The organism is Planctopirus sp. SH287 (genome assembly GCF_056500625.1).
Genome location: NZ_CM151403.1, coordinates 1642809 through 1668999, shown reverse-complemented (window position 1 = coordinate 1668999; position 26191 = coordinate 1642809). Strand labels below are relative to the sequence as shown.

General features: G+C 53.6%; 21 protein-coding genes and 1 pseudogene. 14 read left to right on the top strand and 8 right to left on the bottom strand.

Going from position 1 to position 26191, the window contains the following annotated elements; genetic code table 11:
* Positions 1-102 precede the first annotated feature (102 nt).
* From SH287x_RS06375 to SH287x_RS06325, 11 genes are all read left to right on the top strand, one after another.
* Entirely contained in the window at positions 103-1752 is a 1650-nt protein-coding gene (locus tag SH287x_RS06375; protein ID WP_479517739.1) for a helix-turn-helix domain-containing protein, read from the top strand.
* A 75-nt stretch (positions 1753-1827) separates the two neighbouring features.
* The gene (locus SH287x_RS06370) at positions 1828-3111 is read left to right on the top strand and encodes a DNA methyltransferase (RefSeq protein WP_479517738.1); all 1284 of its coding nucleotides are present in this window, start codon (positions 1828-1830) and stop codon (positions 3109-3111) included.
* Between the two features lie 139 nt (positions 3112-3250).
* Complete coding sequence (locus tag SH287x_RS06365; protein ID WP_479517737.1) at positions 3251-3928, top strand: hypothetical protein; 678 nt, start codon at positions 3251-3253, stop codon at positions 3926-3928.
* Positions 3929-4021: 93 nt separating this feature from the next.
* A complete protein-coding gene (locus SH287x_RS06360; RefSeq protein WP_479517735.1) occupies positions 4022-4831 on the top strand; it encodes a DNA-methyltransferase in 810 nt (269 codons plus the stop codon).
* A 53-nt stretch (positions 4832-4884) separates the two neighbouring features.
* Positions 4885-5745, top strand: a complete 861-nt coding sequence (locus SH287x_RS06355) for a DNA-methyltransferase (protein WP_479517734.1) — start codon at positions 4885-4887, stop codon at positions 5743-5745.
* The gene (locus tag SH287x_RS06350) at positions 5723-5992 is read left to right on the top strand and encodes a hypothetical protein (protein WP_479517732.1); all 270 of its coding nucleotides are present in this window, start codon (positions 5723-5725) and stop codon (positions 5990-5992) included. Before SH287x_RS06355 ends, SH287x_RS06350 begins: the two co-directional genes overlap by 23 nt.
* A 56-nt stretch (positions 5993-6048) precedes the next feature.
* Complete coding sequence (locus SH287x_RS06345; protein WP_479517731.1) at positions 6049-6261, top strand: hypothetical protein; 213 nt, start codon at positions 6049-6051, stop codon at positions 6259-6261.
* Positions 6258-6713, top strand: coding sequence for a hypothetical protein (locus SH287x_RS06340; protein ID WP_479517730.1), 456 nt, complete (start codon positions 6258-6260; stop codon positions 6711-6713). The genes SH287x_RS06345 and SH287x_RS06340 overlap by 4 nt, the downstream gene beginning before the upstream one ends.
* 75 nt (positions 6714-6788) lie before the next feature.
* Complete coding sequence (locus SH287x_RS06335) at positions 6789-8243, top strand: hypothetical protein (RefSeq protein WP_479517729.1); 1455 nt, start codon at positions 6789-6791, stop codon at positions 8241-8243.
* A gap of 254 nt (positions 8244-8497) precedes the next feature.
* Positions 8498-8842, top strand: coding sequence for a hypothetical protein (locus tag SH287x_RS06330; protein WP_479517728.1), 345 nt, complete (start codon positions 8498-8500; stop codon positions 8840-8842).
* Positions 8832-9188 carry a hypothetical protein gene (locus SH287x_RS06325; RefSeq protein WP_479517727.1) on the top strand — a complete coding sequence of 119 codons (357 nt, stop codon included), beginning with the start codon at positions 8832-8834 and terminating at the stop codon, positions 9186-9188. Before SH287x_RS06330 ends, SH287x_RS06325 begins: the two co-directional genes overlap by 11 nt.
* A 188-nt stretch (positions 9189-9376) precedes the next feature.
* Here the strand turns inward: SH287x_RS06325 and SH287x_RS06320 are convergent, their stop codons facing one another.
* The 7 genes from SH287x_RS06320 to SH287x_RS06290 are packed head-to-tail and all read right to left on the bottom strand — an operon-like array spanning position 9377 to position 22358.
* On the bottom strand, positions 9377-10159 hold the full coding sequence (locus SH287x_RS06320) for a PD-(D/E)XK nuclease domain-containing protein (protein ID WP_479517726.1): 783 nt from the start codon (positions 10157-10159) through the stop codon (positions 9377-9379).
* Positions 10160-10187: 28 nt separating this feature from the next.
* Positions 10188-10940 carry a DUF6946 family protein gene (locus tag SH287x_RS06315; protein WP_479517725.1) on the bottom strand — a complete coding sequence of 251 codons (753 nt, stop codon included), beginning with the start codon at positions 10938-10940 and terminating at the stop codon, positions 10188-10190.
* Positions 10940-13210: a GmrSD restriction endonuclease domain-containing protein gene (locus tag SH287x_RS06310; RefSeq protein ID WP_479517724.1), complete on the bottom strand. Its 2271-nt coding sequence runs from the start codon at positions 13208-13210 to the stop codon at positions 10940-10942. Before SH287x_RS06310 ends, SH287x_RS06315 begins: the two co-directional genes overlap by 1 nt.
* A gap of 13 nt (positions 13211-13223) precedes the next feature.
* The gene (locus SH287x_RS06305; protein ID WP_479517723.1) at positions 13224-14912 is read right to left on the bottom strand and encodes an ATP-dependent nuclease; all 1689 of its coding nucleotides are present in this window, start codon (positions 14910-14912) and stop codon (positions 13224-13226) included.
* A gap of 38 nt (positions 14913-14950) precedes the next feature.
* Positions 14951-17644 (bottom strand): DEAD/DEAH box helicase, encoded by a 2694-nt coding sequence (locus SH287x_RS06300; RefSeq protein ID WP_479517722.1) that lies wholly within the window; start codon positions 17642-17644, stop codon positions 14951-14953.
* On the bottom strand, positions 17641-19338 hold the full coding sequence (locus SH287x_RS06295; protein WP_479517721.1) for a site-specific DNA-methyltransferase: 1698 nt from the start codon (positions 19336-19338) through the stop codon (positions 17641-17643). Before SH287x_RS06295 ends, SH287x_RS06300 begins: the two co-directional genes overlap by 4 nt.
* 53 nt (positions 19339-19391) lie before the next feature.
* Positions 19392-22358 carry an SNF2-related protein gene (locus SH287x_RS06290; RefSeq protein ID WP_479517720.1) on the bottom strand — a complete coding sequence of 989 codons (2967 nt, stop codon included), beginning with the start codon at positions 22356-22358 and terminating at the stop codon, positions 19392-19394.
* A 91-nt stretch (positions 22359-22449) separates the two neighbouring features.
* Between SH287x_RS06290 and SH287x_RS06285 the strand changes: the two genes are divergently transcribed.
* Complete coding sequence (locus SH287x_RS06285; RefSeq protein WP_479517719.1) at positions 22450-22779, top strand: helix-turn-helix domain-containing protein; 330 nt, start codon at positions 22450-22452, stop codon at positions 22777-22779.
* Positions 22780-22809: 30 nt separating this feature from the next.
* A pseudogene (locus tag SH287x_RS06280) lies at positions 22810-23127 on the top strand (AlbA family DNA-binding domain-containing protein); the annotation flags it as partial.
* Between the two features lie 408 nt (positions 23128-23535).
* Here SH287x_RS06280 and SH287x_RS06275 read toward each other — a convergent pair.
* Positions 23536-23934, bottom strand: a complete 399-nt coding sequence (locus tag SH287x_RS06275; protein WP_479518763.1) for a hypothetical protein — start codon at positions 23932-23934, stop codon at positions 23536-23538.
* Between the two features lie 18 nt (positions 23935-23952).
* Here SH287x_RS06275 and SH287x_RS06270 point away from each other — a divergent pair, with 18 nt between their 5' ends.
* The gene (locus SH287x_RS06270; RefSeq protein WP_479518673.1) at positions 23953-26190 is read left to right on the top strand and encodes a Piwi domain-containing protein; all 2238 of its coding nucleotides are present in this window, start codon (positions 23953-23955) and stop codon (positions 26188-26190) included.
* Position 26191: the final 1 nt, after the last annotated feature.

Genomic DNA, 26191 nt, shown 5'->3' with positions numbered 1-26191 from the left:
TTTTCTGATAAGGAGTCGAGTCCGATCTGAAACCGCTCTTTGGGACCAACAAGCCGCCGCCATCAGAAACCAACTCCAACCTCGGTTTTGCGGTGGCGGGTCATGCGGAAGAAGAGTCTCACCCCGGATCAGAACGGACAAATCTGGGTCAACATCGGCTGGAAGCTGACCAAGGGCGGCAAGCGGTCGCAGGCGAAAATTTGCCTTGGCGACTCGCTGAAGGATGCCGAGCGTCGGCTGGCTCGCTTGGAACAGTTCTGGGAAGACATCGAGAAGAAGTCGAAAGACCCGCTCTGGGACGAGTTCACCTTCGAAATCGCCAAAACCCTCGGCAAGGGTGAGCTTCAGTTCCTCGTCGAGCGTCTGGCTGGCGAAGAGCCAGACGACTACGCCCAGCGTTTGAATATCCTGTCGCTGAAGTACCCCTCGGTCAAATTCGTAGCTGGCGATGATGACGCCTACGAGGACGGGCAGGAAAAGATCACCGACTACGCTGAAGACGCAATCGCCAGCGTCAAGGAAATGTACGGACTCACCGGTAACGTGGGAGTCGCTTCGACCGGAACCCTGCATCAGGCGATGGACTCCTACATCGAATGGATCAAGAAGGACTACTTCGACATTGAGGAGCAGCACGTCAATGACAACGGCATGACCAAGATCAAGCAGGTCGTCTCGTTGAGGGAATTCCTGCCAGATGTCCCATTGTCCGAGCTTGGGTATCAGGGCGTTGATGACCTTTTTGGGACGCTCCGCAGGCGTCCTGTGAGCAAGCGAACCGGCTCGCCTCTGAAAGCGAAGACGTGCAAGAACTACCTCGGCGAACTGAAGCGGTTTCTCGAATGGCTTGACCTGAGCGACGATTTTGAATGGCTGATGCCCCACAAGTTCGCACGGATCAAACGACAGCCAATCGAACTCGAATCCGACATTGCGGCGGAAGCACGTGAGATTTTCACGTTCTCGGTCGAGCATTGCCGGACTCTGTACCGGTACGCCTCTCCGCTCGACCGGCTCTTCATCATCCTCGGACTGAACTGTGCCTACGGCGTCGATCAGACGGGACGACTGAAACTCGATGAAATCATGTTGGACGAAGACCCGCCGCAGATCGGTCGCATTCGTCGCAAGAAGAAGGTCTTCGGTCAGCATCGCCTCTGGAACCACACCTGCGTCTTGCTTCGTTGGGCACTGGATCGCAGGGAGGAATTCAAGAATGAACAATCCCAAGAGTTTCTGCTCCTAAAGCGGTCTGGTGTCCCGTTCTGGCGAAAAACCGCTGGCGGCAACCGAGCACGGGACATTCCAAACTATTGGGATCGACTGATCGTCCGCATTCGAGAGGACATTCCCGAATTCCCAAAGGTAGGTTTCAACACGTTGCGGGATACTTCGGTGAACGAAATCCGCAAGATCGGCGGCGAGGAGATCGCTTCCGTTCATGCAACTCACAAGCACCATTCATCCGACAAGAACCTTCGCCGTTACAGCAATGCTCCGTGGGAAAAGGTGTTTGAGGCACAATCAGAGCTTGGAAAGGTCTTTGTGCCAGTTTTCGCTGCCGTCCCCGATCCTACCGTTGTCCCAATGCAGGCGTATGTCTCTCTTGGAAAACGAGACCAGATGATTGAGCTTCGGGAGCGAGGGCTTTCCGTTCGGGAGATCGCAAAGGAAGTTGGCGTCAGCGTGATGACAGTTTATCGCACCTTTGAAGCCGGTAAGTCTGGGGAGCCGAGTGATGGTGCCGACTGACAGCATGGCGAGCGACCATCGGTCTGGACCGACTGAATCTGCTGAAGTAAAATCGCCCCAAAAAGGAACTTCCTCATGGGTCGAGTTACAACTTCTGCAACTCCATTTCAGTTGATGCCCGACCTGCCGAGTTGGGAATTCGAGGCACTGAAGGAGTCGATTCGGCAGCACGGCGTCATCGTGCCCGTCGTGCGAGACGAACACGGCACGATCATCGACGGGCATCATCGAGACCGAGCTTGTCGGGAACTCAAGATCAGGGATGTGCCGACGATCACGCTGGGAGGACTGACTGATGAGCAGAAGCGAGATCACGCTCTCGTTTTAAATCTGGTGCGGCGGAAGATCACTCGGAAGCAGATGCGAGCGATCATCGCCACAGAACTTCGCCGCACCCCCGACATCTCGAATCGCTGGCTCGCCGAAATCGTGGGAACCACGAACAAGACAGTCGAGTCCGTGCGACAGGAGCTTCTGAGCATTGGGGAAATTCCTCAATGCGATTCGTACCGTGCGAAGGACGGCAGAAGGTATCCTGCCACACGCCTCTACACCGAACGGGCGAAGCAAGCGGATCGTGCCAGAACCGCCCTTGCCACGTTGGGGAACCACGCACCACGCAAGGCGGTCACGCTGAAACAACTCGAACGGGAAGCGAAGAAACGGCAGCGTCTCGATCAGGCAAGAGGGCGATACCAACAGCCAGACGACCACGCCCCGATCCGGCTTTACCACTCGGATTTTCGTGACCTCGAACAAGTTGCTCGCATTGAGCCGGGCAGCGTAGACCTCGTACTAACCGACGTTCCTTACAACCGAGAATTCACGAAACAGTTCGACGATCTCGGAGCATTCGTCGCCCGTGTCCTCAAGGACGGCGGCGTCTTTGCCGTCTACGTCGGCGTCATTCAGGTCGCCGATGCGATCAAGGCATTCACTCGACATCTCGAATACCGAGCGACTGCGTTCTCGTCATGGCTTGGAGATGGACCAGTAATCCAGCCTCTCCAATGCGTCACCCAGACGACGCCAGTGCTGGTCTTCTCGAAAGGGAAATGGACTCGCACCACTCGCTGGTACAACGCATTTCACAATTCGGCGGCTGAACAAGACTTCCACGAGTGGCAAAAGCCATTGGCAGATGTCGAACACTGGCTGCTGTCATTCAGCGATCCGGGCGACCTCATCTGCGATCCATGTGCAGCTTCGGGTTCGACTGCCGTTTGTTGCATGAACCACGGAAGGGAATTCGTCGGCGGCGATTGTGATCGGGATGCCGTCCGACTTGCTCAACATCGCCTCAGAACGGCGACAAGGACAACCGAACAGCCCAAACTGACGCTGGGAAGCCCTCGGTAAGCCCCAATCGACAATCTGACAACTTCCGAAGCCGCCTGAGTTTTCTCAGGCGGCTTTTTTCGTGCCCAACGGACCCAAACGAAACGACATCAACGGTGACTACACCGTCTTTCAAACCTCAGTAACAAGGAGACCAGACATGACCGAGAACACGCAAACCGCTTCCTTGACCGACGAACAAATCGAAGAAGCCAAGAAGCAAGAGCAGATCATCGACAACGGACTGAGCAGTTATGTCGAGATCGGATTCGCACTTCGGAAGATTCAGGATGACAAGTTGCACGAAGGGAAGTTCATCGACTACGCAATGGATCGCTTCGCACTCAAGAAGCACACGATCTACCGGCTGATCCGTGCGGCAGACGTGGCGAAGACTCTCATGGACGCCGGTTTGCCCTGTCCGAAGAACGCCGGGCAAGCTCACCGAATCCACGATCTCGCCAATGACGACCCTGCGAAGCAGATCGAACTGTGGACGAAGGTGATCGAGAGCGGTGTGCCGGTCGCCTTGTCACAGATTGACCGTTTCGCCAACCAGCCAGAGAAGACCGACACAATCACAGACGAAGGCGACTCGGAATTGGTCGGCGAAGTGGACATGGATTCGGCACATCACATCGAGCCGATCACGGTTCCGCCAACCGAAGCCGATCCTCTTCCCTGCCTGCGTCGTGCCGCACAGGAACTCCGTTCCGTGGCAAACGCCATCGACGACGGCTTCGACGAACTCGAACCGTTGGAGGAAGAGATCGAACGGATCGCCGAACTGCTCGAAGGAATCCGCTCCAAGCTGGGAGCAGTGAGCCTCGCAGCCTGATCCGGCATCACGATTTGTTCCGTTTCAAAGGCGGCTGTTGCCCTTCATTGGGTGACAGCCGCCTTTTTCGTTTATCAACTGAAAGGAGAACTCATGCCAGCAAGTTACAACTTTTGCAACAAACTCTTCCACGGATGCGGCATCGCCGGAATGCGAATGCTGGAAGCCGATTCGATTCCGCTCGTCGTCACGTCGCCGCCGTATGGCTCGATTCGAGACTACGGCGGTCACCCATTTTATTTCAGTCCGATGGCTCGTGACTTGTGGCGAGTGATCATGCCGGGGGGCGTGGTGTGCTGGCATGTCCAAGACCAGATAGACAAAGGAACTGAATCCTGTGAGTCGTGCGAACAAAAGCTCTTTTTTCGTGACCTTGGATTTCACCTGCACCAAACGCTGATCGTGGATGGAGGACGCATCAACCAGCACGCCAATCGGTACGGCGTCAGCCCGCAATACGTGTTCATCTTGAGCAAGGGAAAGCCTCGGACTTTCCATGCCGTCAAGAAGGAACCGAACCAGTCAGCCGGTCGCACGCAAACCTATAAGGAGCTTGATGAGTCGGGATCGGTAATCCGCCAAAGCACAAAAAGAACTGCACCGTTTCGGAAGTGCGGCGAAATCTGGAAGTATTCGACAGGTTCGCACAATGCTGCGGACAAGATACTTCGACGGGAACGACATCCGGCTCTCATGCCGGAAGCTCTCGCCAGAGACTTGATCCTGTCGTGGTCGAACGAGGGTGACCTCGTTCTCGATCCGATGAGCGGTGCAGCGACCACGGCGAAAATGGCACTGCTGTCGAACCGATGTTACGTCGGCTTCGAGATCAATCGTGAGTACCACGATCTCGCCGTCGCACGGATAGAAGCGGCTGTTGCCAAGGCTCATGCGGCTGCGTAGTTGCTCGCCACCTTCATTCACTCGATTTCACACCTGATTCAAGGAGACCAATCATGATCGCATTTCACAACAGGCTCTACCACGGGTGCGGCATTGCCGGGATGCGATTGCTTCCCGACCACACCATTCCCCTGACCGTCACATCACCGCCATACGACGGAATCCGTGAGTTCGGCGGGCATCCCTTCTACTTTAAGCCAATGGCACGGGAACTGTGGCGAGTGACTGCCGAGGGAGGCGTCGTGTGCTGGCATGTTCAAGAGGGGATCAGCAACGGTTCCGAGTCGGGAACCAGCAGCGAACAGCGACTCTACTTCCGTGATCTTGGCTTCCGGCTGCATCACACGATGATCGTCGAGACGGTGGGCGGACACATCAGCCGCCAAAATCGGTACGGTGCTTCGCTGCAATACGTCTTTGTTCTGAGCAAAGGGAAGCCTCGCACGTTCAATCCCATCTGCGATGTTCCGAACAAGCACGCCGGAAAGAAAACGGGGTTCTACCAACGCCGCACAGATGGCTCGATCCGTCATCAGGCGACCGTCGAAATCAAGGAGATGCGTGTCAGAGGACCAGTCTGGCGATTGAATCCCGGCGTTCACACTACCCGTGACCCGGAAGCTCGACAGCACCCAGCCCTGATGCACGAGGAACTGGCTCGTGATCTGATCGTGTCGTGGTCGAATGAGGGTGACTTAATACTCGATCCGATGAGTGGTGCTGGCACAACTGCGAAGATGGCGTTTCTCAATGGACGCCGATACTTGGGTTTTGAAATCTTCCGTGAATACCACGACCTCGCTACGGCTCGTCTCAAAACAACAGCCGAATCACTGCTGATTCAACGGGAGCCTCATAAGAGAATCCGAAAGCTTGGACGACGAGTTGAGAATGACGAGATCGACGCCGCCTGAAGGTTGCAGACGGCTGACGGAAAATGGCGAGGCGTTGATAACCGTCCTTGAAGAAGCACATGGCGTTCACAATCAAACGACAGCGGTCTATAGCCGTTATCAGCCGCCTCGACAGGTTCCACGCAACTCCTTGCTGCTGTGGCACTTACCTGTCCTTGAGCGGGATTGGCGGCGGCTAATAGTCGGCACCGTCTCACACGCTCGCACGTCAAATCGTCCGATTGTTGTGGCGACCGGATTCTTCTGATTACCACGAGGAAATCGAATCGCTCCTGCATAGATACCTGCAAAAGGAGGTTGCCAATGCAGCAGCTATTAGGACTTTCCGGCGTGAGCAAGGTCGTTGGTGTTGCGAGACATCGAATCGACTATGCCATCGCAAATGGGTCGATCCCTGAGCCGAAGCTCAGGGTCGCAAACAAAAGGGTCTTCACAGAGGAAGACCTGCAACGGATCGCTGACTACTTCGGCGTGAGCATCAAGAACGGCGACAACGCCGAGGAGGGAGGAGAATGAAATACCGTCGTGATTACATGGATATGAACGAACTCGGTCGCTTGTTTGGCGTGAGCGGACGTGTCGTTGGTTCACGCCTGAAAGAGCTTGGCTTGAGAGATCGATGGGGGAACCCAACATGGCAAGCCGAGAGCCAACGCCTTACTGATTACAACTACGAGCGGCATGGAACTTACACCAAGCTCTGGCACGTCGAACGGACGGTCATGATTCTCGAAGATGCTGGATTGGAACTCGCATCTCCGGCACCGACTGATTTGATTGAACCGCCTGAGATTGCTGGACCGTTTTCGCTCAAAGAAGCGGATTGTGACCAGTGGCAAATCATCGGAAAGGACGACGCAGTTGCAATTGTTGTAACTGGCGAAGCCAACGCAAGAGTCGTTCAGAGGGTGATGAACATCGCTCATCGAGCCGGAATGCTCGACAAGATTCTCGAAACGACAATGTGATCAACAAACCAAGACCCCGGCGACCGCATTCACCTTGGTCGCCGGAGTTTTGCATTCAAAGAAAGGAACCTTCCCATGTCCCTTGCCATAGATAGAGTCTTCAAATCCGATTCTCGTCCCGAAAAAATCGAAACCGATGGGTTCGTGTTGTTCGAGGGCGAGCCAACACCGCCCAAGCCGAAGAAGAAGTCGGTCACGCCGTTGCCTGCCCTCTACGTCCCCGAACACTTTGAGCCTGAACAATACCTTGATCGAAGTCGCCGACATTGTGGAGATCGAGCAAGATACCTGCTGCACATGATTCATACCCAGACCATCTTCAATCATCGAAATCGACAAGATGGCGTGCGGTTGAAGGCTGCATACCTGCGGAAGTTCATGACGAAAAAGCATTACCGTGGCATCATCGCCGATCTCGAAGCTGGTGGCGTCATTGAGGTTGAGCGTAAGGCGATCCAAGGGAAGCACTCCTACAAGTTTCGGTTGGCTGGCGACTATCGGACACAAAGTTGTCGGCGGTACTTCCCGAAAGACGCTTATCTCGTCCGGGCGTTACAAAAATGGCGTTCGGACACAGACAGGGAAATCACATGTCCGACCCGCAAGCACCTGCGGGAGCAGTTGTGGAGGGTACGAGTCGAATTCGAGGATGCCCGCACGCTGTTGGCGGGCTTGCCCCTGAACGACGAAGGACACGCTGACACCCTGAGTTGTCTAGAACGATTGCATGAAGAGGATTGGTACTTTGTAGCTGATCGTCAGGGTCGTGTGCATCACAACGTCAGTTGTCTCAAGCGTGAGCTTCGTCAATTCCTGCGGGTTGACGGTGAGCCGCTTGTTGAACTGGACATTTCAAACAGCCAACCCTTGTTCTGCGGGCTGACTTACTTCATTTGGCTCAAAAATGGTCGTTCATTTGGAGACATCCACTCATCTGATTCTTTGTCTGAGGTTTTGCGTCTTAAAGAAGACAATCTCGAAATTCTCATCTCTATGCGTTCCTCTCTTTCCTCCTCAAAGAAACAAAAAGAAGGAAAGGGAAAGGGAATTCCTTTACGGTGTCCACCTTTGGACATCGTTAATAACGATGCGATGAAATACCTCGTGCTTTGTGAACAAGGACAACTCTATGAGTATCTCGCAGAAAAGGCAGGTGAAGACCTGACAGACAATGCCACGAGGAACAAGTTCAAGCAGAAGGTGTTTAGCCATGTGATGTTCGCCATAAAGAAGCACATGGGCAATCCACTGGCAAGGGTCTTCAAACAAGAGTTCCCCTCGATCTATGAACTGGTGATGGACGCTAAGCACAAGGACAAAAGCCGACTGGCAGGGTGGATGCAACAGGTTGAGTCAGACCTCGTAATTGACCGAGTGGTTAAGCGGTTTATCGAAGAGCGACCCACAGCGTTCATCCTCACGATCCACGACTCCGTTCTGACAAAGAGGCGTGATGCCAAGTTCGTGCGACAGCTATTCATGCAGGAGTTCGGCAGGTTCAGGGTAAGCCCCAAGCTGAACGTGAAATGAGAATGCCTCTTGAAGGGGTCAAACACTTACGAATCTTCACGTTTTCCAAGAAGACGGGAAATGAGCCGTGCGGACCGAGGAAATGAACTGAGATGAAGGATTGGCATTCGGCGGCCACGGATGACTCTCTCGTATCGAGCGATTCTGAACTTTAGAACCGAAAGTCAGAAACGGTAATGAAACCGCTTTTTGACCTTTTCGTGGATTTGCGATATGTTGCTCGTATCCTAACGACTCAAGGAAAGGGATTTACAATGAGTGCAAATAAGACGGCAAACAACTGGTATCTTCGCTCCAAGCCACCGACCGCAGATGGCAGTATCACGTTCGACCATTCGGGGATGCACCCGGCATGGCACGACCCGAGTTCTACTGTGGACGACCTGCTGGCAGTGACCGAAGAAGGCAGGCGACAGACGCTTCCTGCCGGAGCGACCTATCGCCTCGAAGAAACGACGTACCGGCGTCGAGGGCGGGGCTGGCAACCCGTCACCGTCAAAATGAAGGAGTACGTCCTGACACCTGATGGACAATGGGAGACCAAGCGACCGGAGATGTGTACGCTGCCGACATCAGTTGGGAGCACGCATGATGAGTAAGGCGACATCGAGCAAATCGACCAGATACAACTGGCATCTTCGTCCCGATCCGCCGTCCGGGGATGGCTTCGCATTCGAGCATTCGGGCACCCATCCAGCGTGGTGCGATCCTGACGCCACACTGGATGACCTGCTCGCAGTCACCGAAGAAGATGATCTGTTGTCGCTGACCGCTGGTGCGTGCTATCGCTTGGAGACGACGACGTGCGAATTTCAGGGACGGTTCATGCACCCTGTTACGACCGCTATCAGGGAGTACATTCTGCAACCTGATGGGACGTGGAAGGGCAAGACGGATGACCATTATTCGCTTCCGCTCAAGGCAGGGGCAACGAGTGAGTTATAAGTGTTGTAATGCCCGCTCTTGCGACCTATGTCGAAGGCATCTTCTTCAAAAGACAGTTCGAGCACGCTTGACTTGAGGTCGATAACGTGATCATCGCCCGACGATGCCCGCCCGACCACGGCAGCGTGGAGGCGACGTTCGAGTTTCGACCGGCGAAGACGTGATCGGCAGTTCGATCTTCGGAGCAATCAGTCCTTCGGTGAAATGATGACTCGCACGGTCAGATCGGGATCGTCACGGGAGAGATCGGCTTCCAGCCCGGCTGGGTTGGCGATTCGGTTTTCGGGATCGTAGACGAAGCAGATCAGCGTGTGGCAGTCGGAATGGTTGCGGTAGTGTGCCATGTCGATGATCAGTTCCTCACCGAGACGCTTCGCATCCAACCCTTTCCGAGTTTTCTTGACCTCGATGACGACCTTCTCCTTCTTCAGCAAAAAATCCATTCGGGTCGATTTCCCAGCGTAGCTGGGTGTCCATTCCTCTGGTCGGATGTCATCAAAATGCAGCCGCAGGAGTGCGTGCAGAAGGTCTTGCACGTCGTACTCGTCCTCCACATCGAACGTTGGACGCTCATCGTGTCTCGTGCGAAGCTGCCTGACGACACCATGAAATCGAAGGCAGAGTGACTGGACCGCCTTGAATGCCCGTTGTGGATCGTCTGCGTGTTGGACGGCAGGAACACCGAATTGTTCGATTTCCCAGATGAATGTTCGGAGAACCTCTTTCGACTTTTCAACGCCCCGGTCGTAGGCTTCGATCAGAGGACGATTGTCACTGATGTTTCGAATCCCGTTGAATCGAAAGCTCACCTTGGCGAGATCGGCAGACTGTTTTGAGTCTTCTCCGAAGATTCGATCCAAAGCGGTACGACACTTTCGCCGCCACGCATCGAAGGTGTTACGGTCTCGACGAAGCTTCTCGGTATCGTCGATGAGGTGGTTGATCAGCGAGATGGCTTCATCTGATTCCATTCGTCCAATTTCCTTTGAAGATTAGCCACTACACATACTCGACAAGCGGTGTGTCGAACGTACCAACCTCGCCCGCCTTCAGCAGTGTTTGGACATCTCTTGATAAGTCCCGCACGCCGCTATGCCACATGTCTTGTAAAGCACGATAGCGATCAGTGGGACGAAAGCGGTAAGTGATGAGACAGAACCGCAGGTCTTTGCATGATCCGAGGGCATGAGACATTATTCGAAGAATGCCGAGGTAATACTCTCGCTTGGCGTCGTCGCAATCAAAGCAGTGATAAACGACCACCCTTCGGTCTGCGTTTTCGCTGCATACAGAAGCGGTGCGATGGAGTAGCTGGTACGTGCAGTTGCCCACGACTTCTACGCCCAGCGTCCTTCCCGTGGCGGACGCAATCATGTCCAGCCACCCTCCAAGAACGAGAGTCTTGTTTGAGGAAGCTGGTTCGCCCAACCATTTGGAAACAAGGTCGTACTTTGATTCTGTGTATTTCGCTTCGACGCCAATCACGGCTTCCGCTGACCGGATTAGAAGGTCGGTATGCGAATCGTTTCCGATACCTTTGCTGGGAGGGACTCGATGTTCGAAAACGAGGCAGGCGTCGGCTGGAACCGGAATGGTCAATGCCGCACAAAAGTCACTCAGAGCGTGCTCGACATCTCTCCAATAGGCGAGATGCAGAGCCGTCGAACGGAACGGTGACTTCAGGTCGAACGGTTGCTCGACAAGTTCGGGAAAGTCAACGACTGAAAGGTTCATGAATTGGAGGGAAATCATCAAAACCTCTGCTTCAGGTAACCCTGAACCTCGCTTGGTTTGAGTTCCGTGGTCGCCGCACCGGTTCGAACGTAGAACTGCTCGGTGCTGCCGTCTTTCAGGAACACGGGCAGGTTTGAAGGCTGGCACTTTACGACGAGAACTCGCTTGTCGGCAAATGTCTCGAAGCGTGGCTCGACATGAACGAGATGCTCGGCACCGAGACGCTGCTTCAAAAGGTTGACCAGATGCAGGTTCATCTTGTCTTCATTCGGGAACCCGTCCTTCTCAAGCCCAAGGGCAACACCGTCATCGTTGACGCCGACCAGCAAGTATCCACCGTGAGAGTTCAGGAACGCCGCAATCGTCTTGAGGCAGGCGTGCTCCATTTTCTTGTCGTGTTCGTTCGTGTGCAGATTCAGCCGCAGTGTCGATTTGAACTCGCAACGGGTTGTCTCGCCAAGAGCCACGAGATCGATGGCTGATACCTTGTCGTCTTCGATCAGCGATTTACCTTGTGCTCCCTCAGCGATGTGTTCAAAGCCTTCACGGATGATCTTCGCCATCAACTTCCGACGAGCTTCCAGAAACTCGCCGTACTCCATCTTCTCCCAATTGATCGGAAGTGCGTGCCAATGACGCATACGAGACATCTCTGCGTCAGTGAACCTTTCGGCGTACTTGGGAAAGTAGTCGGCGGGTGGCGTGCCAGAAATGGCGATGTTGTCATCCCATTCAACCAGTGCGTAGTTGGCAATCTGGTTGGTGATGCGAGTTTGTGTGATTCCCAGCTTCTTCAGGTGCTTCTTCGGGAAGAGGTGATGACGCTCCACCGCAGACTTGTTCGCTTTGTGAGCAGGGTCGAGCAGATCGGTGATTTTCTTGTTCGAGAACAACCCCTTGGCGTGCAGTAGGTTCAACGAAGCGTAATAGGCGAACTGGTAAGGACTCGTCGCCGACGACGTGTCCATTCGGTTCGGCAACGTGATGTTCCAGAAGTCGTCGGTGAACTCGGTGCAGATCGTCTTTTCCATCCACTGAACGAACTGATCGGCGGTGGTGAAGTCACGGATGTCGGCAAGGTCTCGTTCCATCGCAGACTCAGGTGAGCCGGTGTAGCGACCTGTTACCAACACCATGAAGAACCAGCGTGACATCAGAGTGGAAAGAGCAAAGCTGTCGATGCCGAACACTTTCTTGCCGATCAGGTAGAACGTGTAGCAGTAGATGATCGCAGTTTGCGAACTGATCATCTTCGAGCTTCGGAAGCCCGCCATTTGGAGCGTCTTCAAGAAATCGTGCCAGTGCTGCAAGTTCAGCACGGTCGCCTGAGCTTCCTTCAGAATGCCGAACTGCTCATCTCGGCGTTCCTCGCTGTACTGTTCCGTTTCCAAGTCCTTACCACGCAACAGCGAATAACCGTATTGGAGCCGAGCACGTCGGAAACCATAGCCGATGCTGACCCGCAGAAGTTGCGATGGGTCAGGTTCGATGAAGTAGTTGAATGGACTCGGCTTTCCCTTGGAAGGTATTCGGGCATCCCGACAAAAGTCTTCGAGCTTGGTGCGACCCTCGTCCCAGAAGACGGACATCAACGTCAGAATGAAGTCCGACTGATTGAGGACTTTCCCCTTACTGTTGATACGGACGAAGACCTCGGCAACCTGCTCTTCGTCGATGGTGGAGGACAACTCCAAGGCAGTGAATGGGTAACTCAGCAGGCTCGAAACATTCTGAATGCTGCTCTGGATTCGCTTGACCTCTTCTGGTTCAAGCGTCTTGTCGTTTGCTTCCCGATGTTTCCGCAGCTTCTCGATGTAAGTTCCGACAATTTCGAACAGGTCGGCGTTCTTCGCCCAAAGCACGGAAATGTTCGGGATGTACTCGGCGTTCTTTCGGATGGCGGCGTCAGCGACCTCGAAGGTGCTGTCGAGCGGGTGGAAGGCGATCTCGATGGTTTCCTTCTCGTAGTTCTCACGAACGACTGAAATGCCCTTCACGACGGCGTAGAGCGACGTGAGCCGCTGCTGACCGTCAACGATCAGCAGGTTCGGCACCTTCTGTTTGGACTCTGAGCCGATCTGCTTCTGTGAGCCATCGTAGGCGTTTTGCCAGAAGAGAAAGTATCCCACCGGATACCCTCGAAAGATCGAGTCGAACAGGTCTCGGATTTTCGAGTTCTTCCACACAAATGGACGCTGGATGTCAGGCAAGCCGATGGTGCCCATCTCGATGTCGTCCATCAGCTTCGACATCGAGTAATCGACTTTTTTGAATAGTGTTTCACTCATGGCATCCACGTTCCTATTTCAGTTTACTCAGACACTTGCCTACGCATTCACACAACTCCTGAATCTTCGCTTCGGCGATTTGCCCTGTTGAGTAAAGAAACATCATGTGCTGTGGTTTCCGGTGATCACTTCCGGGGCATACTACCCCCCAAAAAGCCTCGATGTCTTTGGCGATCTGCTCAACGTGAACGGTAAATAGTGAGTGGCTACTATCAGCAATCAGCTTATGAATTTCTGGGTGGAACGTCTTGTTGTTGTCATCGTCATAGAGAACTCCATGTGAAGTCCCAAGGTGGCTCAGAATGTTCATGAAGCGATGTATGTTGAACTTGCCCATGCAATCGAGAACATAGAGACCACTTGCAGGTGGCTGAATTCTTCCCTCAAATATCAACCTCGAAATAAGAGCTTGTTCAGTCGGACCCTCAACAAGAAGCACATTATTTGAGAAGAACGCACTGGCTCGATCTGGGTTCATCCACAAGCAATACTTAACCCCCTCCATCTCAGGCTTAAAATCGTCAGCTTCGAGCTTCTGTTTTAGCTGCGGATACTTGCCTGCGATTGCGTTGAGTTGTTGATTCGCATCTACAATCTTATCCCAATCGGCTTTCCTGACCTGAAATGCTTGCACGTGACCGTCAGTTCGCTTCATCCGAACGATTGAAGGAAGTTCCATCATGTTACGGCTAACGAAATGAGAGGAATGTGTGGAGCAAATGACCTGACGGTATTGGTTATCGGACAGAGTACGCAGGCTTGACGCCAGCACGTCCTGCTGGGGAGGGTGCAAAAAAGCTTCAGGTTCCTCAAATAGGATCAAAGTCAAATCTGGTGAAAAGTCTTTCGCCTTCTTTGTCTTCTTCTTTAGCAGGTATCTTGGGCTAATGCTGATTAGTGAGTAGATGAAATGGCGTTGAAACCCGGAGCCATATTGGTCTGGTCGTACCGCTCTGTCGTGACTTGAATCTCGACATTCATAGTCAACTAATTGCTTAACGATATCAGACACGGAAGGGGACTTCATTTGAAGTCCGAACGACACACCCCAAGAAGAGAGCAATTGACTGAATTCGACCTCGAAGCCGGATAGTGAGCGGTCATCTTTTGTCTTTTCTTCTTTAACTGAGCCAGCAAATGATGCAAATGCAGTGGTCAATGCGTTGAATGACTCGCTGTCTTCGACGACATCTTCGAGGACACTTGAAAGCAAATCCCGTAGGGCTGATGGTCCGCTGAGCTTGGTATGATCATCCACTCGGCTTACCGCTGGGATATAGATTACCTCACCGAACTTACCCTGTTGGACATTCTTCTCACCATAAAACTGTTTGTCGCTCAAGCCAGACGGAGTATATCCAAATATGCAACCGGTCTTCTTTGCTTCGTCGGCTTTGAAGAATTTTCGTACTCGAAGTGTGCGATTCCCAAGAAGATACTCATCTGCGAGTGTTTCGACTTCACCTTCTGACAGGGAAAACTCAATCTCAATCCACGATTCGGTGTCATCCGGGCTGAGAAATGGAAAGTCAGCATCCTTCTTAAAGGTAAATTTGTCTTTCTCGTAGAATGCTCGGAGGGCATCAATGACCGTGCTCTTTCCAGCGTTGTTTGGACCGACGAGCAAGGTGTAATCGTTCAGAGCGATGACGGCGTCTTTGATTCCACGAAAATTGTGAAGTGATACTTCAACGAGTTTCATTGTAACTGTGCCCTATTGTTCTAAACGTACTGACCAAGTTATTCCGCTGGTACTTCAAACTGTGCCGCCAAGCCTGCGAGGGACTTTGATTCATCGACGGCGTTGTGCGGGATCAGGAGGTAGTGCCACGGTTTGCTGCTGACGGTGGTGGCGTGTTTGCACCATTCGGCGGCGGCACGGGCTTTGGCTTGGATGGTGTCGTCGTCCATCTCGGATTCTGCCTTCGGTTCGCAGAGGTAGTAGGCTTGCTCGGTCTCGGCAACGAAGTCGGGTTCGTAGTTCGAGTCACCGCTGTAGTGAATCTGGAATGTGTTCTTGTTGGGTTTGACCCATTTCAGAACTGGCTTGTCGTTCTCAAGGATCACTGCAAAACGACGTTCAGTGTCCGAGTCGAACTTCTGGACCGGGAACAGGCACTTCTCGAAGCCGCCGAACAGCATCGAGCGGATGTTCTTCTTCTCGTCTACCGGCGTGCGGAACGGGCGAGGCTCTTCATCTGCCGGGGCGTTGAAGGCACTCGGCGTCAGGGTGGTGAATCCCTTGCTGATATGAACCTCGTACTCGGTGGCGTCTTCGACGAAATGTTCCTGCATCTGGGCATGGATCAGGCGGACGTACTGGTCGTTGCAGTACAGCAGGACGTTCCGAATCTCACCCTCTTCGGTGAGGTACGTGCGGAGCTTGGCGATCAGTTGCCCGCTCAACTTGTAGAGCAAGGCGGCGTGTTCGTCGTAGCTGATGTCGTCGTAATCGATCAGACCACGGACAAGGTAGTTCTCCAAGCGTTCCTCGGTGCTCGTGGCGAGACTGACCAGACGGTACTGCTTGTTCTCACGCAGCGTCTGGATGAGGATGTCGTTGGCGACGGGCTTTTGGTTGATGCTGCTGGTGTCGAGGTCGAAGTCCTTGTAGCCGCATGTCACTTCGCCGGTCGGCACGACGACGATGCGGGGAATGTCGATGGACATCTTCACGTAGACTTCGGTCGTCTTCTTGACGACCTCTTCAACCTGCTTGTCGTCGAGCTTCTCTTCCATGCCGGGAAGCTGCATTTGCGGAACTCGAATCGCTTCCTTGACCTTCTTGACCAGTTCCTCACGCACAGCAGGCGAGTTCAGGTCAGAGGATCGGGGTAACCGCTCGAATTCCTTCTTGATGATGTCGAGCGTGGTCTTGGCGACTTCGACCTCTCGCTTGTCGTCGAACAGCGGTTTCTGCTTCGATGTGTCTGAACCGGTGCCAGTCTGACCTGTGATGATCTGGACCGCTTTAGGAACGACCTCAACCACCTTTGATTTCTTCTCAGGGATGTCCTTCCCGATGACGACGCCTGTCACGAGGATCGAATCGCCACGGTTGGCTTCATCAACGATCTCCTGAAACTTGTCGTGAGCAACGATGGTCAGGCGATCCACCGCTTCGTTGCCGGTGCGTTTGCCGTAGGGGAGTCGCAAACCACGTCCAATCGATTGTTCGACCAGCGTGCGAGAATCGGCTTTGCGAAGGGGGACGATGGTGTAGAGGTTGGTTACGTCCCAGCCTTCCTTGAGCATGTTGACGTGGATGACGATCTCGACGGGGTTCTTCGGGTCTTCAACCGTCAACAACTGCTGGACAACTTCGTCGTTCTCCTCCCCGGTTTGCTTGGAGTGAACCGTGATGACCTTCCCCTTGTAGTCGCCATCAAAGAAGTCGGGCGACTCGATGGTCGTCATCAGGGCGTTGGCGTGTTCGGTGTCACGGGCGACCACCAGCATGAATGGCTTGACCCGTTTGAGGTTGTTTTCACGTGAGTAGACTTCGAGTTGAACCTTGGTCTCCTCATGAACCCGGATGCCATCCTTGAGCTTCAGCGTTTCCAGACCATCTTCGTCGTAGCTGCTGGCATTGAAGTTCTCTCGTGTGGCGACGGCTGGTTGCTTGACGAAACCGTCTGTCAGTGCCGATGAGAGCGGATAGCTGTAGATGGCGTTCTTGAATGCTTCCGACTTGTTCCCTTTCTCAACCTGCGGCGTGGCGGTCAGTTCCAGTCCGAGAATTGGCTTCAGTTCGTTGATCGCCTTGACCCCGGCAGAGGCTCGGTAGCGATGCGACTCGTCCATCAGCAGGACCAAGTCTTCCAAGCCAGCCAAGTAGTCGAAGTAGCTGTCGCCGATGTACTCGTTCAGTCGCTTGATGCGAGGAGAGTTGCCGCCACGGACTTCCGAGTTGATTTTTGAGATATTGAAGATGTTGATGTGGATTGGCGAGTCGTCGAACATCACTCGTTGACCACGCACATCCATGCCGTCAGCACGAACGCCGACACCACTTTCGTAGTTGTCGCTTGTGATGATCTGAGGCGGCTTCAGGGCGAACTCCTGAATGCCTTGGAAGACATACTTCGCCGTGTTGGGGGTGAAGTCAGCGATCAGCTTACGGTAGATCGTTAGGTTCGGTGCCAGCACGAAAAAGTGCTGCACCTTTTCGGCTCGATGCAGGTAAGCGATGAACGCTCCCATCAGCCGAGTCTTACCGACACCGGTTGCCAGTGCGAAACAGAGTGACGGGAAGTCCCGTTCGAAATCTTCGACCGTAGGGAATTCGGACTTGATGATCGCAAGCTGCTGAGCCACATTGACGGTCTTGTCGAGGTCGATGATCTCGCAAATGCGGGCGAGTATCTCAAGCGAGTCTCGTTGTGGTTTTCGCAGGCTGAGTCGCTGAGCGATGGAATTGACGTGCTGGTTCATTGGGCGTCCTCCATCGGGAACAGCGTGGGACTACTCTCAAGCATTTTTCGGGCTTTCCGTTTGTTCTTGGGCAGGTCGGCGAGAACCTCATCAACCGGTTCCGACTCCGATGGTCGTGCGTCTGGCAGTGCCTTGATTTCGAGGCTGTAGTCATCCTTGCCCCATTCGCATTTCTGCATCACGGCTCTGGGAATCTTCTTGAGCGTCAGGTTGGGGAAGTCGTCGAGCTTCTTTGTCCTGTACGCACCGCAACAGATGAGGAGTGACCGATGTGAGCCAACTTCGTCGCTGAGCTTCTGAAGTTGCTCACGTGTGAGGGTCTGTGTCGTCACGTAGATGAAGTCGGTCTCAGTCGAATGACCGTGCTGCCAGTAGAACTCGGTGCTTGGGGAGTAATTGAAGCCTTCGAGCTTGCACATCGCTTCAGCAAGCATCTCGGCGTTATACTTCTTATTGATGACCCATTGCCCAAAATCGTCTTGCTCAAGCAACGATGGAGCGAGTGTATAGTAACGGAAACCTCCTCCCCCATTCCAGTTGCAAGAGTCGGTGACGCCACCGCCATCATCGCCGTCTATTACCTTCTTAAGTCGTGACGACACATGTGTGTGGCAATGGTCACCAAGTTCCACCATAATCCATTTACGACCCATCTTATGTGCAACTGCACCAGTCGTTCCTGAACCGGCAAAACTGTCGAGAACCCAATCACCCGGCTGGCTCGCAATTCCAACAATTCGCTTAATCAGCCGTTCCGGTTTTGGAGTCGGGAATGAGTTCGTTTTGCCAAATAGCTTGTGGATTTCGTTTTTCGACTCGCCCGTATGTCCCACATCTTCATGTGGCCACCATGTCCACGGAACCAGTCCATTGACTTCCGATAAATATCTTTTGACTCGTGGGACACCGTTCCCATCTTTTCCAAACCAAAACCGTCCTTCTTCGATCATTTGCTTGCATTGAGGTTCCAGCGTAGCCCAATGCCGCCCTTCCGGCGGAATATGGACGTTGCCGTTAGGGGCAACGATTTCGTACATCTGATTTGGACGAAAGCCTTCGCCGGTGAACGAAATTGACTGCCACGGACCATTTGCGTCATTGTCAGGATTCGAATACGGCTTCCTCGATTTTGCGTCGAGTTCGACGAGATTGCGGGTAGACTTAAACAGTTCTGGGTCACGAGCATACGTCAAGATGTATTCGTGGACGTCACCGATAGCTGAATTGTTGTCTCTCGAATACCGCTTTTGCCAAACGTTACAAGCAATGAAGTTATTTCGCCCAAACAGTTCGTCAAGCATAACCTTGAGATAAGCCATTTCCCTGTCGTCGATCGAAATCCAAATCGACCCATCGCTTGTGAGAAGCCTCCAAAGTATGTCGAGGCGTTCTCGTAGTAGAGAGAGCCAAAGCGAATGCTCTACCCCATCGTCATAGTGCTGAAACGCTGATCCAGTGTTGTACGGTGGATCGATGTAAATGCACTTGATCTTCCCAGCAAACTCCTGCTCCAACGCCTTCAACGCCAGCAGGTTGTCGCCGAAGATCAGACGATTGTCGAAGATGTCGTTGTCGCTGACTCGATGCGGAGCGTGATACGACTTCTCCGGGTCTTCCAGAAGAATTCGTGGTTCGAGACGTGGACGGCTCTCTTTTCCGATCCACGTCAGTTCGAGCTTTTGTTTCCCTGCCATTGTGCTGAGTTCCGTCCTTCGTATTTATTTGCGTGAGGTTCGTGCTTGGGGCTTCAGGCTCTTTCGAGCCGCCAACGTACCGAGAAGAGCGAAGTGACACTCTTCTGCTGACCAAGCTGAACTTCAATTTGTCCAATCAGTTCATCCCGGCGACTGTCGATCTCGTCTTGAGCTTCGTACAGCCGCTTCCGTTTTTCTTTGCGGTTGTGTTCCAACAATTTGATTTGTTTTTGGGCTTCGAGCTTCTCGCTGAGCGATGCCGCCAATGCCGCCACTTTGCGAGCTTCCCGAATCTCCTTGTCGAGTTCCTTGATCTCCCGCTCCAAACCCTGCTTGAGATCGTCGGACCAGTGGTCCAGTTTCAGCACTTCTTCGTCAAAGTGCTTCATGTTACGTTGCTCGACCTCACGGACACGTTTGGTCATTTCGGCGTCTCGTGTCGCTGAAAGATCAGGCGACGAACCATCGACGGTGTCAGACACCGAAGCCGGGATCAGGAGCAACTTCGCACAGAGGTCAGCATCCATCTCGATGCCGCTGTCCGTTCGACCTGCCAACAGCAGGAACTCTTCGGTATCGAGCGATGTGATCGACAATTTAGAGAGTTCCAGCCAGCCGGATTCGCCGATCAGCGGTTCGAGCAGGCTGACGACTGATCCATACGCCGAGTAGTTGAAAGTCAGGGTCGCCGTGTTCAACTTCCGCTCAAGAGCGGATTCGATGATGCTGGTCGCCAGTGGATGACCTTGGCGGTAGAAGGTGTCCCCGTTGTCGTTCGCCTTCTTCCAGTCGAAGTGGTAGTAGCCGTGTCGTGCTACGTCCCCGGTGTAACGAAACCGAGGTTCGGAGGGTTCGAACGCCGCCTCGCCGTTCAACTCGCTGCGAGTGAGATTCAGCAGCCAGCGTTCCCGGTCGGAGAGACTTTCGAGGGTGCGATCTCGATGGACTTTAAGGCGAGTGGTGACTTCTTCGTCAAAGTTCTCTAAAAGAACCTGTCGGGTATCTTCCAATCGAGTCTGAATTTCACCATCGAGGTCGGACTGCAACAGGTCGAATGCGGCGGCAATTTGCTCCGGGGTGCGGCATGTCTGGTAGACAGCAGCAATGCGGCGTTCAATATCGACACCGGATTCCAAGGCACCAAGCACCTGATCGCTGACGCCAAACACGCCGTCGAACAGGTTGAACTTCTCGCTGAGTAGCTCGAAGACCCGTTCGTCCGCCTGATTGCGTCGGTTCAGGAAGTTGACCACGACAACATCATGCTGCTGACCGTAGCGGTGACAGCGACCGATACGCTGCTCGATTCTCTGGGGATTCCAAGGCAAGTCAAAGTTGACGACCAACGAACAGAACTGAAGGTTGATCCCTTCAGCGGCGGCTTCGGTTGCGATCAGCACCGATGCTCGGTCTCGGAACTCTTCGACAATCGCCGCTTTGATGTCAACGGGCTTGGAGCCACTGACGCAGTCCTGCCCCTCGTGTCGCTTCAACCAGTCTTCGTAGATTTGCTTCGACAACGGGTCGGCATTCGAGCCGTTCATCAGCACAAGTTGACCGGCGTATCCCTTATGCGAAAGGAGTTCGAAGAGGTAGGTCTGTGTGCGGCGAGACTCTGTGAAGATGACGGCTTTGCGTTTCGCTCCAAGTTGTTCCGCTCGATTGAGGGCAGTCTCCAACGCAGGCAGCAACGCTTCTCCCTTGGCATTGATCGTGATACGACTGGCAAGCTGTGAGAAACCGAGAAGCTCTGCGAGTTCTTCTTCGATCTTCTTCGGGTCGATGTACTCGCCGGGCTTGAGCGTTGCTTCGTGCTCTTGCTGAGTTGCAACTTTTGTAACTTCTGCGGTCGCCTCGGCTGGGTTGTCTGAAGAGTCCTCGTCTTCAGCTTCCCATTCGTCCTGCAATTCGCAGATCGATTCAAAATCGGATTCGTCGATGAGGAGGGAATCGTCTTCTTCCTCCGGTTCCCGAACAACAGGTGCGATTGGAGCGGGTTGCTGACGCTGAGCAGCACGCTGCATCACTCGAAGGCGATCCACCAGACCATGCAGGGTTCCGGCGATGGCAAACGTCGAGGACGCCAGCAGTTTTCGCAGCACCAGTGTGATCAGATGTCGCTGGCTGGCTGGAAGCGACACGAGGGATTCTCGTTGCAGAAATGCGGAGACGCTTTCGTAGAGTTGGTGTTCTTCGTCGCTCGGCGTGAAGTCCTGAGTGATCGGGATGCGTTTGGTGTACGAGACATATTCGACCACCTGCTTCCGCAGCGTGCGGATACAGACGGGATTAAGGCGAGAGCGAAGCTGCTGGTTGCGTTCGGCTTCGCTACCCGCTTTGACGAACTGGTCTCGAAACGAAGCGGCATCCCCGAAGACATGTTCGTCAATGATGCTGACCAGCCCGTACAACTCCATCAGCGAGTTCTGAAGGGGCGTGGCGGTCAGCAGGAGCTTGTGAGCCGGTCCAATCGAGTCGGCGATCTGGCGAGCCATTCGGCTCTGCGGTTTGAAGACGTTCCGAAGACGATGTGCTTCGTCGATCACGACCAAGTCCCACGGAACGCCCTGAACGCTGGAAGCCTTGGCGGAAACGAAGTGGTAAGAGCAGATGACAATGGCGTCATCCTGCATGAACGGGTTGCCGTTTCCAGCTTTCCGCAGTTGGTTGAAACGTGGACCGTCGAGCACGACCGATGGCAGGTAGAACTTCTCGTCGAGTTCCTGTTGCCACTGTTTTCTCAAGGTGGCAGGAACGATGAGCAGGATGCGACGTTTGCGTTCTGCCCATCGCTGCGACAGGACGATTCCGGCTTCGATGGTTTTGCCGAGTCCGACTTCGTCGGCGAGAATGGCACCTTTGGAAAGTGGCGAGCGAAGGGCGAACAAGGCGGCATCGACCTGATGCGGATTCAGATCGACCCGTGCGTTCGAAATCGAACGTGTCAGGTTCTCGATGCTGCCGCCTGCACCCTTGAGGGTCAGCAGATGTGCCCAGTATTGACTGTGATACGGTGTCATCGCCGCCGTGATTGCCTTCCATTGTTGACCAAACTGTACCACTACCATACAGTAGAGGGGGCTTTCAGGCAATCAAGGCACAGGCGAAGCGATGCGTTTCGGCGACCGAGTTCGAGAACTCCGAAAACTGCGAGGTCTAACCCAGCAAAAGCTCGCCGAGCGGCTGTCGGTCAGCTTGTCCTACGTCTCGAAGGTCGAGAACGAGCGACTGAACGTGGGTGACTATCCCAGCGAGAGCTTCGTCCTCAAGCTGGCTGAAGCCCTCGATGCCGATGCGGACGAGTTGTTGCTCCTGACCGACCGGGTGCCAGAAGTGCTTCTCAGGCGAATTCAGCAGCGACCGGAAGTTTTTCGAGAACTGGCGGCGTTGTCCGATGGGGAGTTAGACGCATTGATTGCATTACGATCACGAAGACGGTGACGATTGCCCGGCAATGGAGTTTCGATACTGATGGCACGCCCGAATCCCAGAGATGTCTTCGACGACCCGGCATCACATTGGTCGTTCTTGACCACTCCTCGTGATGACGATTTCGAAGGAAAACACTTCGACAGGAAACAGGCTGGTCAGATTCAAGCGGGCGGCGGGATCGACAAAAAAGAACTCGACAACGTTCGAAAGCTCGTCACTAAGACAGCTTCAGCATTTGCGAATTCAAACCAGCAGGGTGGGTTGCTGGTACTCGGCATCACATCCTCTGGTCAGGTCGAAGGAGTCGATCATCTGAGTGAGACTGAACTGAACAGCATCACCGATATAGGTTCGTTGCTACGGTGCCAGCGTGCAGAAGTCAGCTACTATTCCTGTGCAGACCACAGCGGCAAACCGAACAATCTCTGTCTCATCTTCAGCGGGTGGTCCACGACGGGCATTTGCGAAACACACGGAACGCCACCAGAGGCGTGGGTGCGGAACGGCACACAGAGCGTGCCTGTCAAAACAGACGAGATGCGAGAGCATCTCCGAGTTCAGAAGGGGCTGGTGAATTTCGAGAATGACCCTGTTTGTGAATTCGACGAAGCCGATATTGATCACGATGTTCTGGCTGAATTCCGTAAAGTGTTCTGTACTGAAGCTGGCGACCGTTTTGATGATGTGCGGTTGCTGAAAGAAGCGGGAGCGATTATCTCACGCAATGAAAATTGGTGGTTCACGGCTCCGGGCGTCCTGTTCTTTTCAGCAAATCCACAACGAGTCTACCCATACGCCCATATTCGCTTGCTCAGGTTCGGAGTGCCTGCGAGCGACCACAAGAACCGAGGCAAACACACGTTTGAAAAGGAATTCAAGGGTCCACTTGCCTCGCAAATCAGAGCCACTCGTTCGTTCTTTCGGGAATCCGGTTTCTTTAAGAGATTCGACATTCGCAGACCTGAAGGTGGATTTGTCGAAGAGCCAGAGTTGCCGCCAGTCGCCGTTGACGAAGCAATTGTAAATGCTGTTGCTCATCGGGATTATCGTCGAAACACACCAATCGAATGCGAGGCTTACCTCGATGCTTTCGTCGTCAAGAACGCTGGACGGATTGTCCAGCGAGACCTCGACTTGCCTGACGATTTCCAGCTTGATCGCCAATCGCTTGACTCGACTCCCGTGAACTCCAAGCTGTTGAGTTGGCTTAAGCTGATGCGTGACCCGGACGGAAAGGCGTTTGTTTTAGCCATCAGTGAGGGCACCAAGACGATGACGAGGGAGATGCAAGCTCTTAAGCTTCCCGCTCCATTCGTGCATCTCACCAAATCTGAAACGATTGTGAGGTTGCAAAGTAACGCACAGCAGCGTGAAGCCGCCATCCTCGCTGCATCCCAAACAAAAGCAACGGAGACTCTAAATCACTATCCGCTGCATATTCGTCGGGGAACAGAGAACGTACCTGCATTTGAGTTTCGGCAACGCAGCGGCGAATTCATGAACACCGTGCGAGATGCTCTCGACGCACAAGGCTGGTACATCGACCGCTCCTCCTTCAGTCGGATCACCTGCCACCGCAAGGGAAATGAGTTGCCCCTGATTCGGGAAGCCCATGCCTTCGTCCGATTGTACCCGGCATACACCATCCAGCACGCAGAGTCTTTCGGCACTCACTCACTGTCCGTTGACTATCGGTGCGAAGTATTGAATGTTGCCAAACTGAATAAGGTTCTGAACCACCTGCCACTTAGCGAGGTTGTGGGAAGAACATGCACCGCAAATGCATCCGGTTGGCGAAAAGGAAGAATCATTGCGAATGACGCTGATTGGACTACGGTGCAATTCTTTGATACGGAATCTGAAGAACGAGTTGCCACTTCAGAAGTGATCCCCAACCTGTCGCTTAGTCAGATTGAGACACTCCTTCAAGCGGAGAAGATCACCGTTGATCTTCATGCGGCAATCAAACGTGCCAGCCTCGCATCTGAGAAGGCGGCAGCAAGGATGCGTGCCGAAAAGATTCAGCAGTTTATTGCTGATATTGCTGCCCATGCATTTCCGATTGCATTTGGGGAATATGAAGTCTCCCTGTCCTCCTCGCCCGTCGAACTGCGTGAACAGGGACGCAACGGAACCTCGCTTGCTGTCTATCGCCTCAATGAACCCCAAGTGCTATTTAGGGACCGGAACGCTTCATCTGATGTTCGTGAGGGTATCACAAAGTTTGGGTCATTCGACAATGACGAACATGCAATTGAAATCATTCCTCTCTGCATCGACCACTTCAGGTCAGGAATGGAAGGACTCATCCATCGGCTGATGGAGGGCAAGTTCAAGTATCGTGGATCGGAGCGGACGTTCAGCACACGCTTCTCATACCGAAGTATTCTCAATGCCACTTCGGCGAGAGAACTTGACGGAGAGACGGAGCGTTTGCTGAAGCAGAATCCAGATTGGATCGGCGACAGGAAACTGAATCGTATCTTTCTGGTTCAAAGTCCAGAAGCAGGATATTCCAGCGACGATGAATCGTCGCCGTACTATGTGATCAAGCGGAGATTGCTTGAGGCTGGTATTCCATGTCAAATGGTCGATTCACCGACTATCAGCAATCCCGACTGGAAAGACTTGAATCTCGCCCTAAACATCACGGCGAAGTGTGGAATTACTCCGTGGGTCTTGCCTGACCGCATTCCTGACGCCAACTTCTTCATAGGACTTTCGTATACCGAATCAAGAGACGGCACACGAATCATGGGGTTCGCTAACGTTTTCAACAACTATGGACGATGGGTCTTCTACACAGGCAACACGAGCACATTCGAGGTAAGTGAACGTTCCCGGCATTTGAGCGGTCTGGCAAAGGGAACACTTGAACGCCTGAAGCAGGCACATTCGTTGCCGAGTTCTGCGAGTCTGGTCATCCACCACTCGGTAAGAATTGCGAGGGAAGACCGGACCGCCATTCTGAAAGCAGTACGGGAAGTCGCACCAGATTCGACGGTCACATTTGTCTGGATCAATAGCCACGGCAACAGTCGCATGTTTGATACGAAACCAGAGACTGATGGCAGTGTGCGTCGTGGAAGTTATGTGCCGCTCTCTCGTCAGAGGATTCTGCTTTCGACCACCGGATCAAACCCATATCGGAAAGCGATGGGCACTCCTCACCCGCTTGAATTGACGGCTTTACATTTCGCAGCGAAGGACGACGCACCGAGCGATTACGATCAACGCAGCCTCGCTCTGCAAGTCCTCAGCCTTACCAAACTCAATTGGGCTTCAACGGATTCGTTTTGTGGCGAGCCAATCACGATCAAATATGCAAGTGACATCGCATACCTGACAGCAGCATTCCTCCGGCAGCGAGAGCCGTTCAAGCTGCATCCAACACTAGAAGCTACGCCTTGGTTTATCTGAG

Coding starts and splice junctions, on each gene's coding strand:
- SH287x_RS06375 (WP_479517739.1), top strand. CDS start 103: ATGCGGAAGAAGAGTCTCACCCCGGATCAGAACGGACAAATCTGGGTC.
- SH287x_RS06370 (WP_479517738.1), top strand. CDS start 1,828: ATGGGTCGAGTTACAACTTCTGCAACTCCATTTCAGTTGATGCCCGAC.
- SH287x_RS06365 (WP_479517737.1), top strand. CDS start 3,251: ATGACCGAGAACACGCAAACCGCTTCCTTGACCGACGAACAAATCGAA.
- SH287x_RS06360 (WP_479517735.1), top strand. CDS start 4,022: ATGCCAGCAAGTTACAACTTTTGCAACAAACTCTTCCACGGATGCGGC.
- SH287x_RS06355 (WP_479517734.1), top strand. CDS start 4,885: ATGATCGCATTTCACAACAGGCTCTACCACGGGTGCGGCATTGCCGGG.
- SH287x_RS06350 (WP_479517732.1), top strand. CDS start 5,723: ATGACGAGATCGACGCCGCCTGAAGGTTGCAGACGGCTGACGGAAAAT.
- SH287x_RS06345 (WP_479517731.1), top strand. CDS start 6,049: ATGCAGCAGCTATTAGGACTTTCCGGCGTGAGCAAGGTCGTTGGTGTT.
- SH287x_RS06340 (WP_479517730.1), top strand. CDS start 6,258: ATGAAATACCGTCGTGATTACATGGATATGAACGAACTCGGTCGCTTG.
- SH287x_RS06335 (WP_479517729.1), top strand. CDS start 6,789: ATGTCCCTTGCCATAGATAGAGTCTTCAAATCCGATTCTCGTCCCGAA.
- SH287x_RS06330 (WP_479517728.1), top strand. CDS start 8,498: ATGAGTGCAAATAAGACGGCAAACAACTGGTATCTTCGCTCCAAGCCA.
- SH287x_RS06325 (WP_479517727.1), top strand. CDS start 8,832: ATGATGAGTAAGGCGACATCGAGCAAATCGACCAGATACAACTGGCAT.
- SH287x_RS06320 (WP_479517726.1), bottom strand. CDS start 10,159: ATGGAATCAGATGAAGCCATCTCGCTGATCAACCACCTCATCGACGAT.
- SH287x_RS06315 (WP_479517725.1), bottom strand. CDS start 10,940: ATGATTTCCCTCCAATTCATGAACCTTTCAGTCGTTGACTTTCCCGAA.
- SH287x_RS06310 (WP_479517724.1), bottom strand. CDS start 13,210: ATGAGTGAAACACTATTCAAAAAAGTCGATTACTCGATGTCGAAGCTG.
- SH287x_RS06305 (WP_479517723.1), bottom strand. CDS start 14,912: ATGAAACTCGTTGAAGTATCACTTCACAATTTTCGTGGAATCAAAGAC.
- SH287x_RS06300 (WP_479517722.1), bottom strand. CDS start 17,644: ATGAACCAGCACGTCAATTCCATCGCTCAGCGACTCAGCCTGCGAAAA.
- SH287x_RS06295 (WP_479517721.1), bottom strand. CDS start 19,338: ATGGCAGGGAAACAAAAGCTCGAACTGACGTGGATCGGAAAAGAGAGC.
- SH287x_RS06290 (WP_479517720.1), bottom strand. CDS start 22,358: ATGACACCGTATCACAGTCAATACTGGGCACATCTGCTGACCCTCAAG.
- SH287x_RS06285 (WP_479517719.1), top strand. CDS start 22,450: ATGCGTTTCGGCGACCGAGTTCGAGAACTCCGAAAACTGCGAGGTCTA.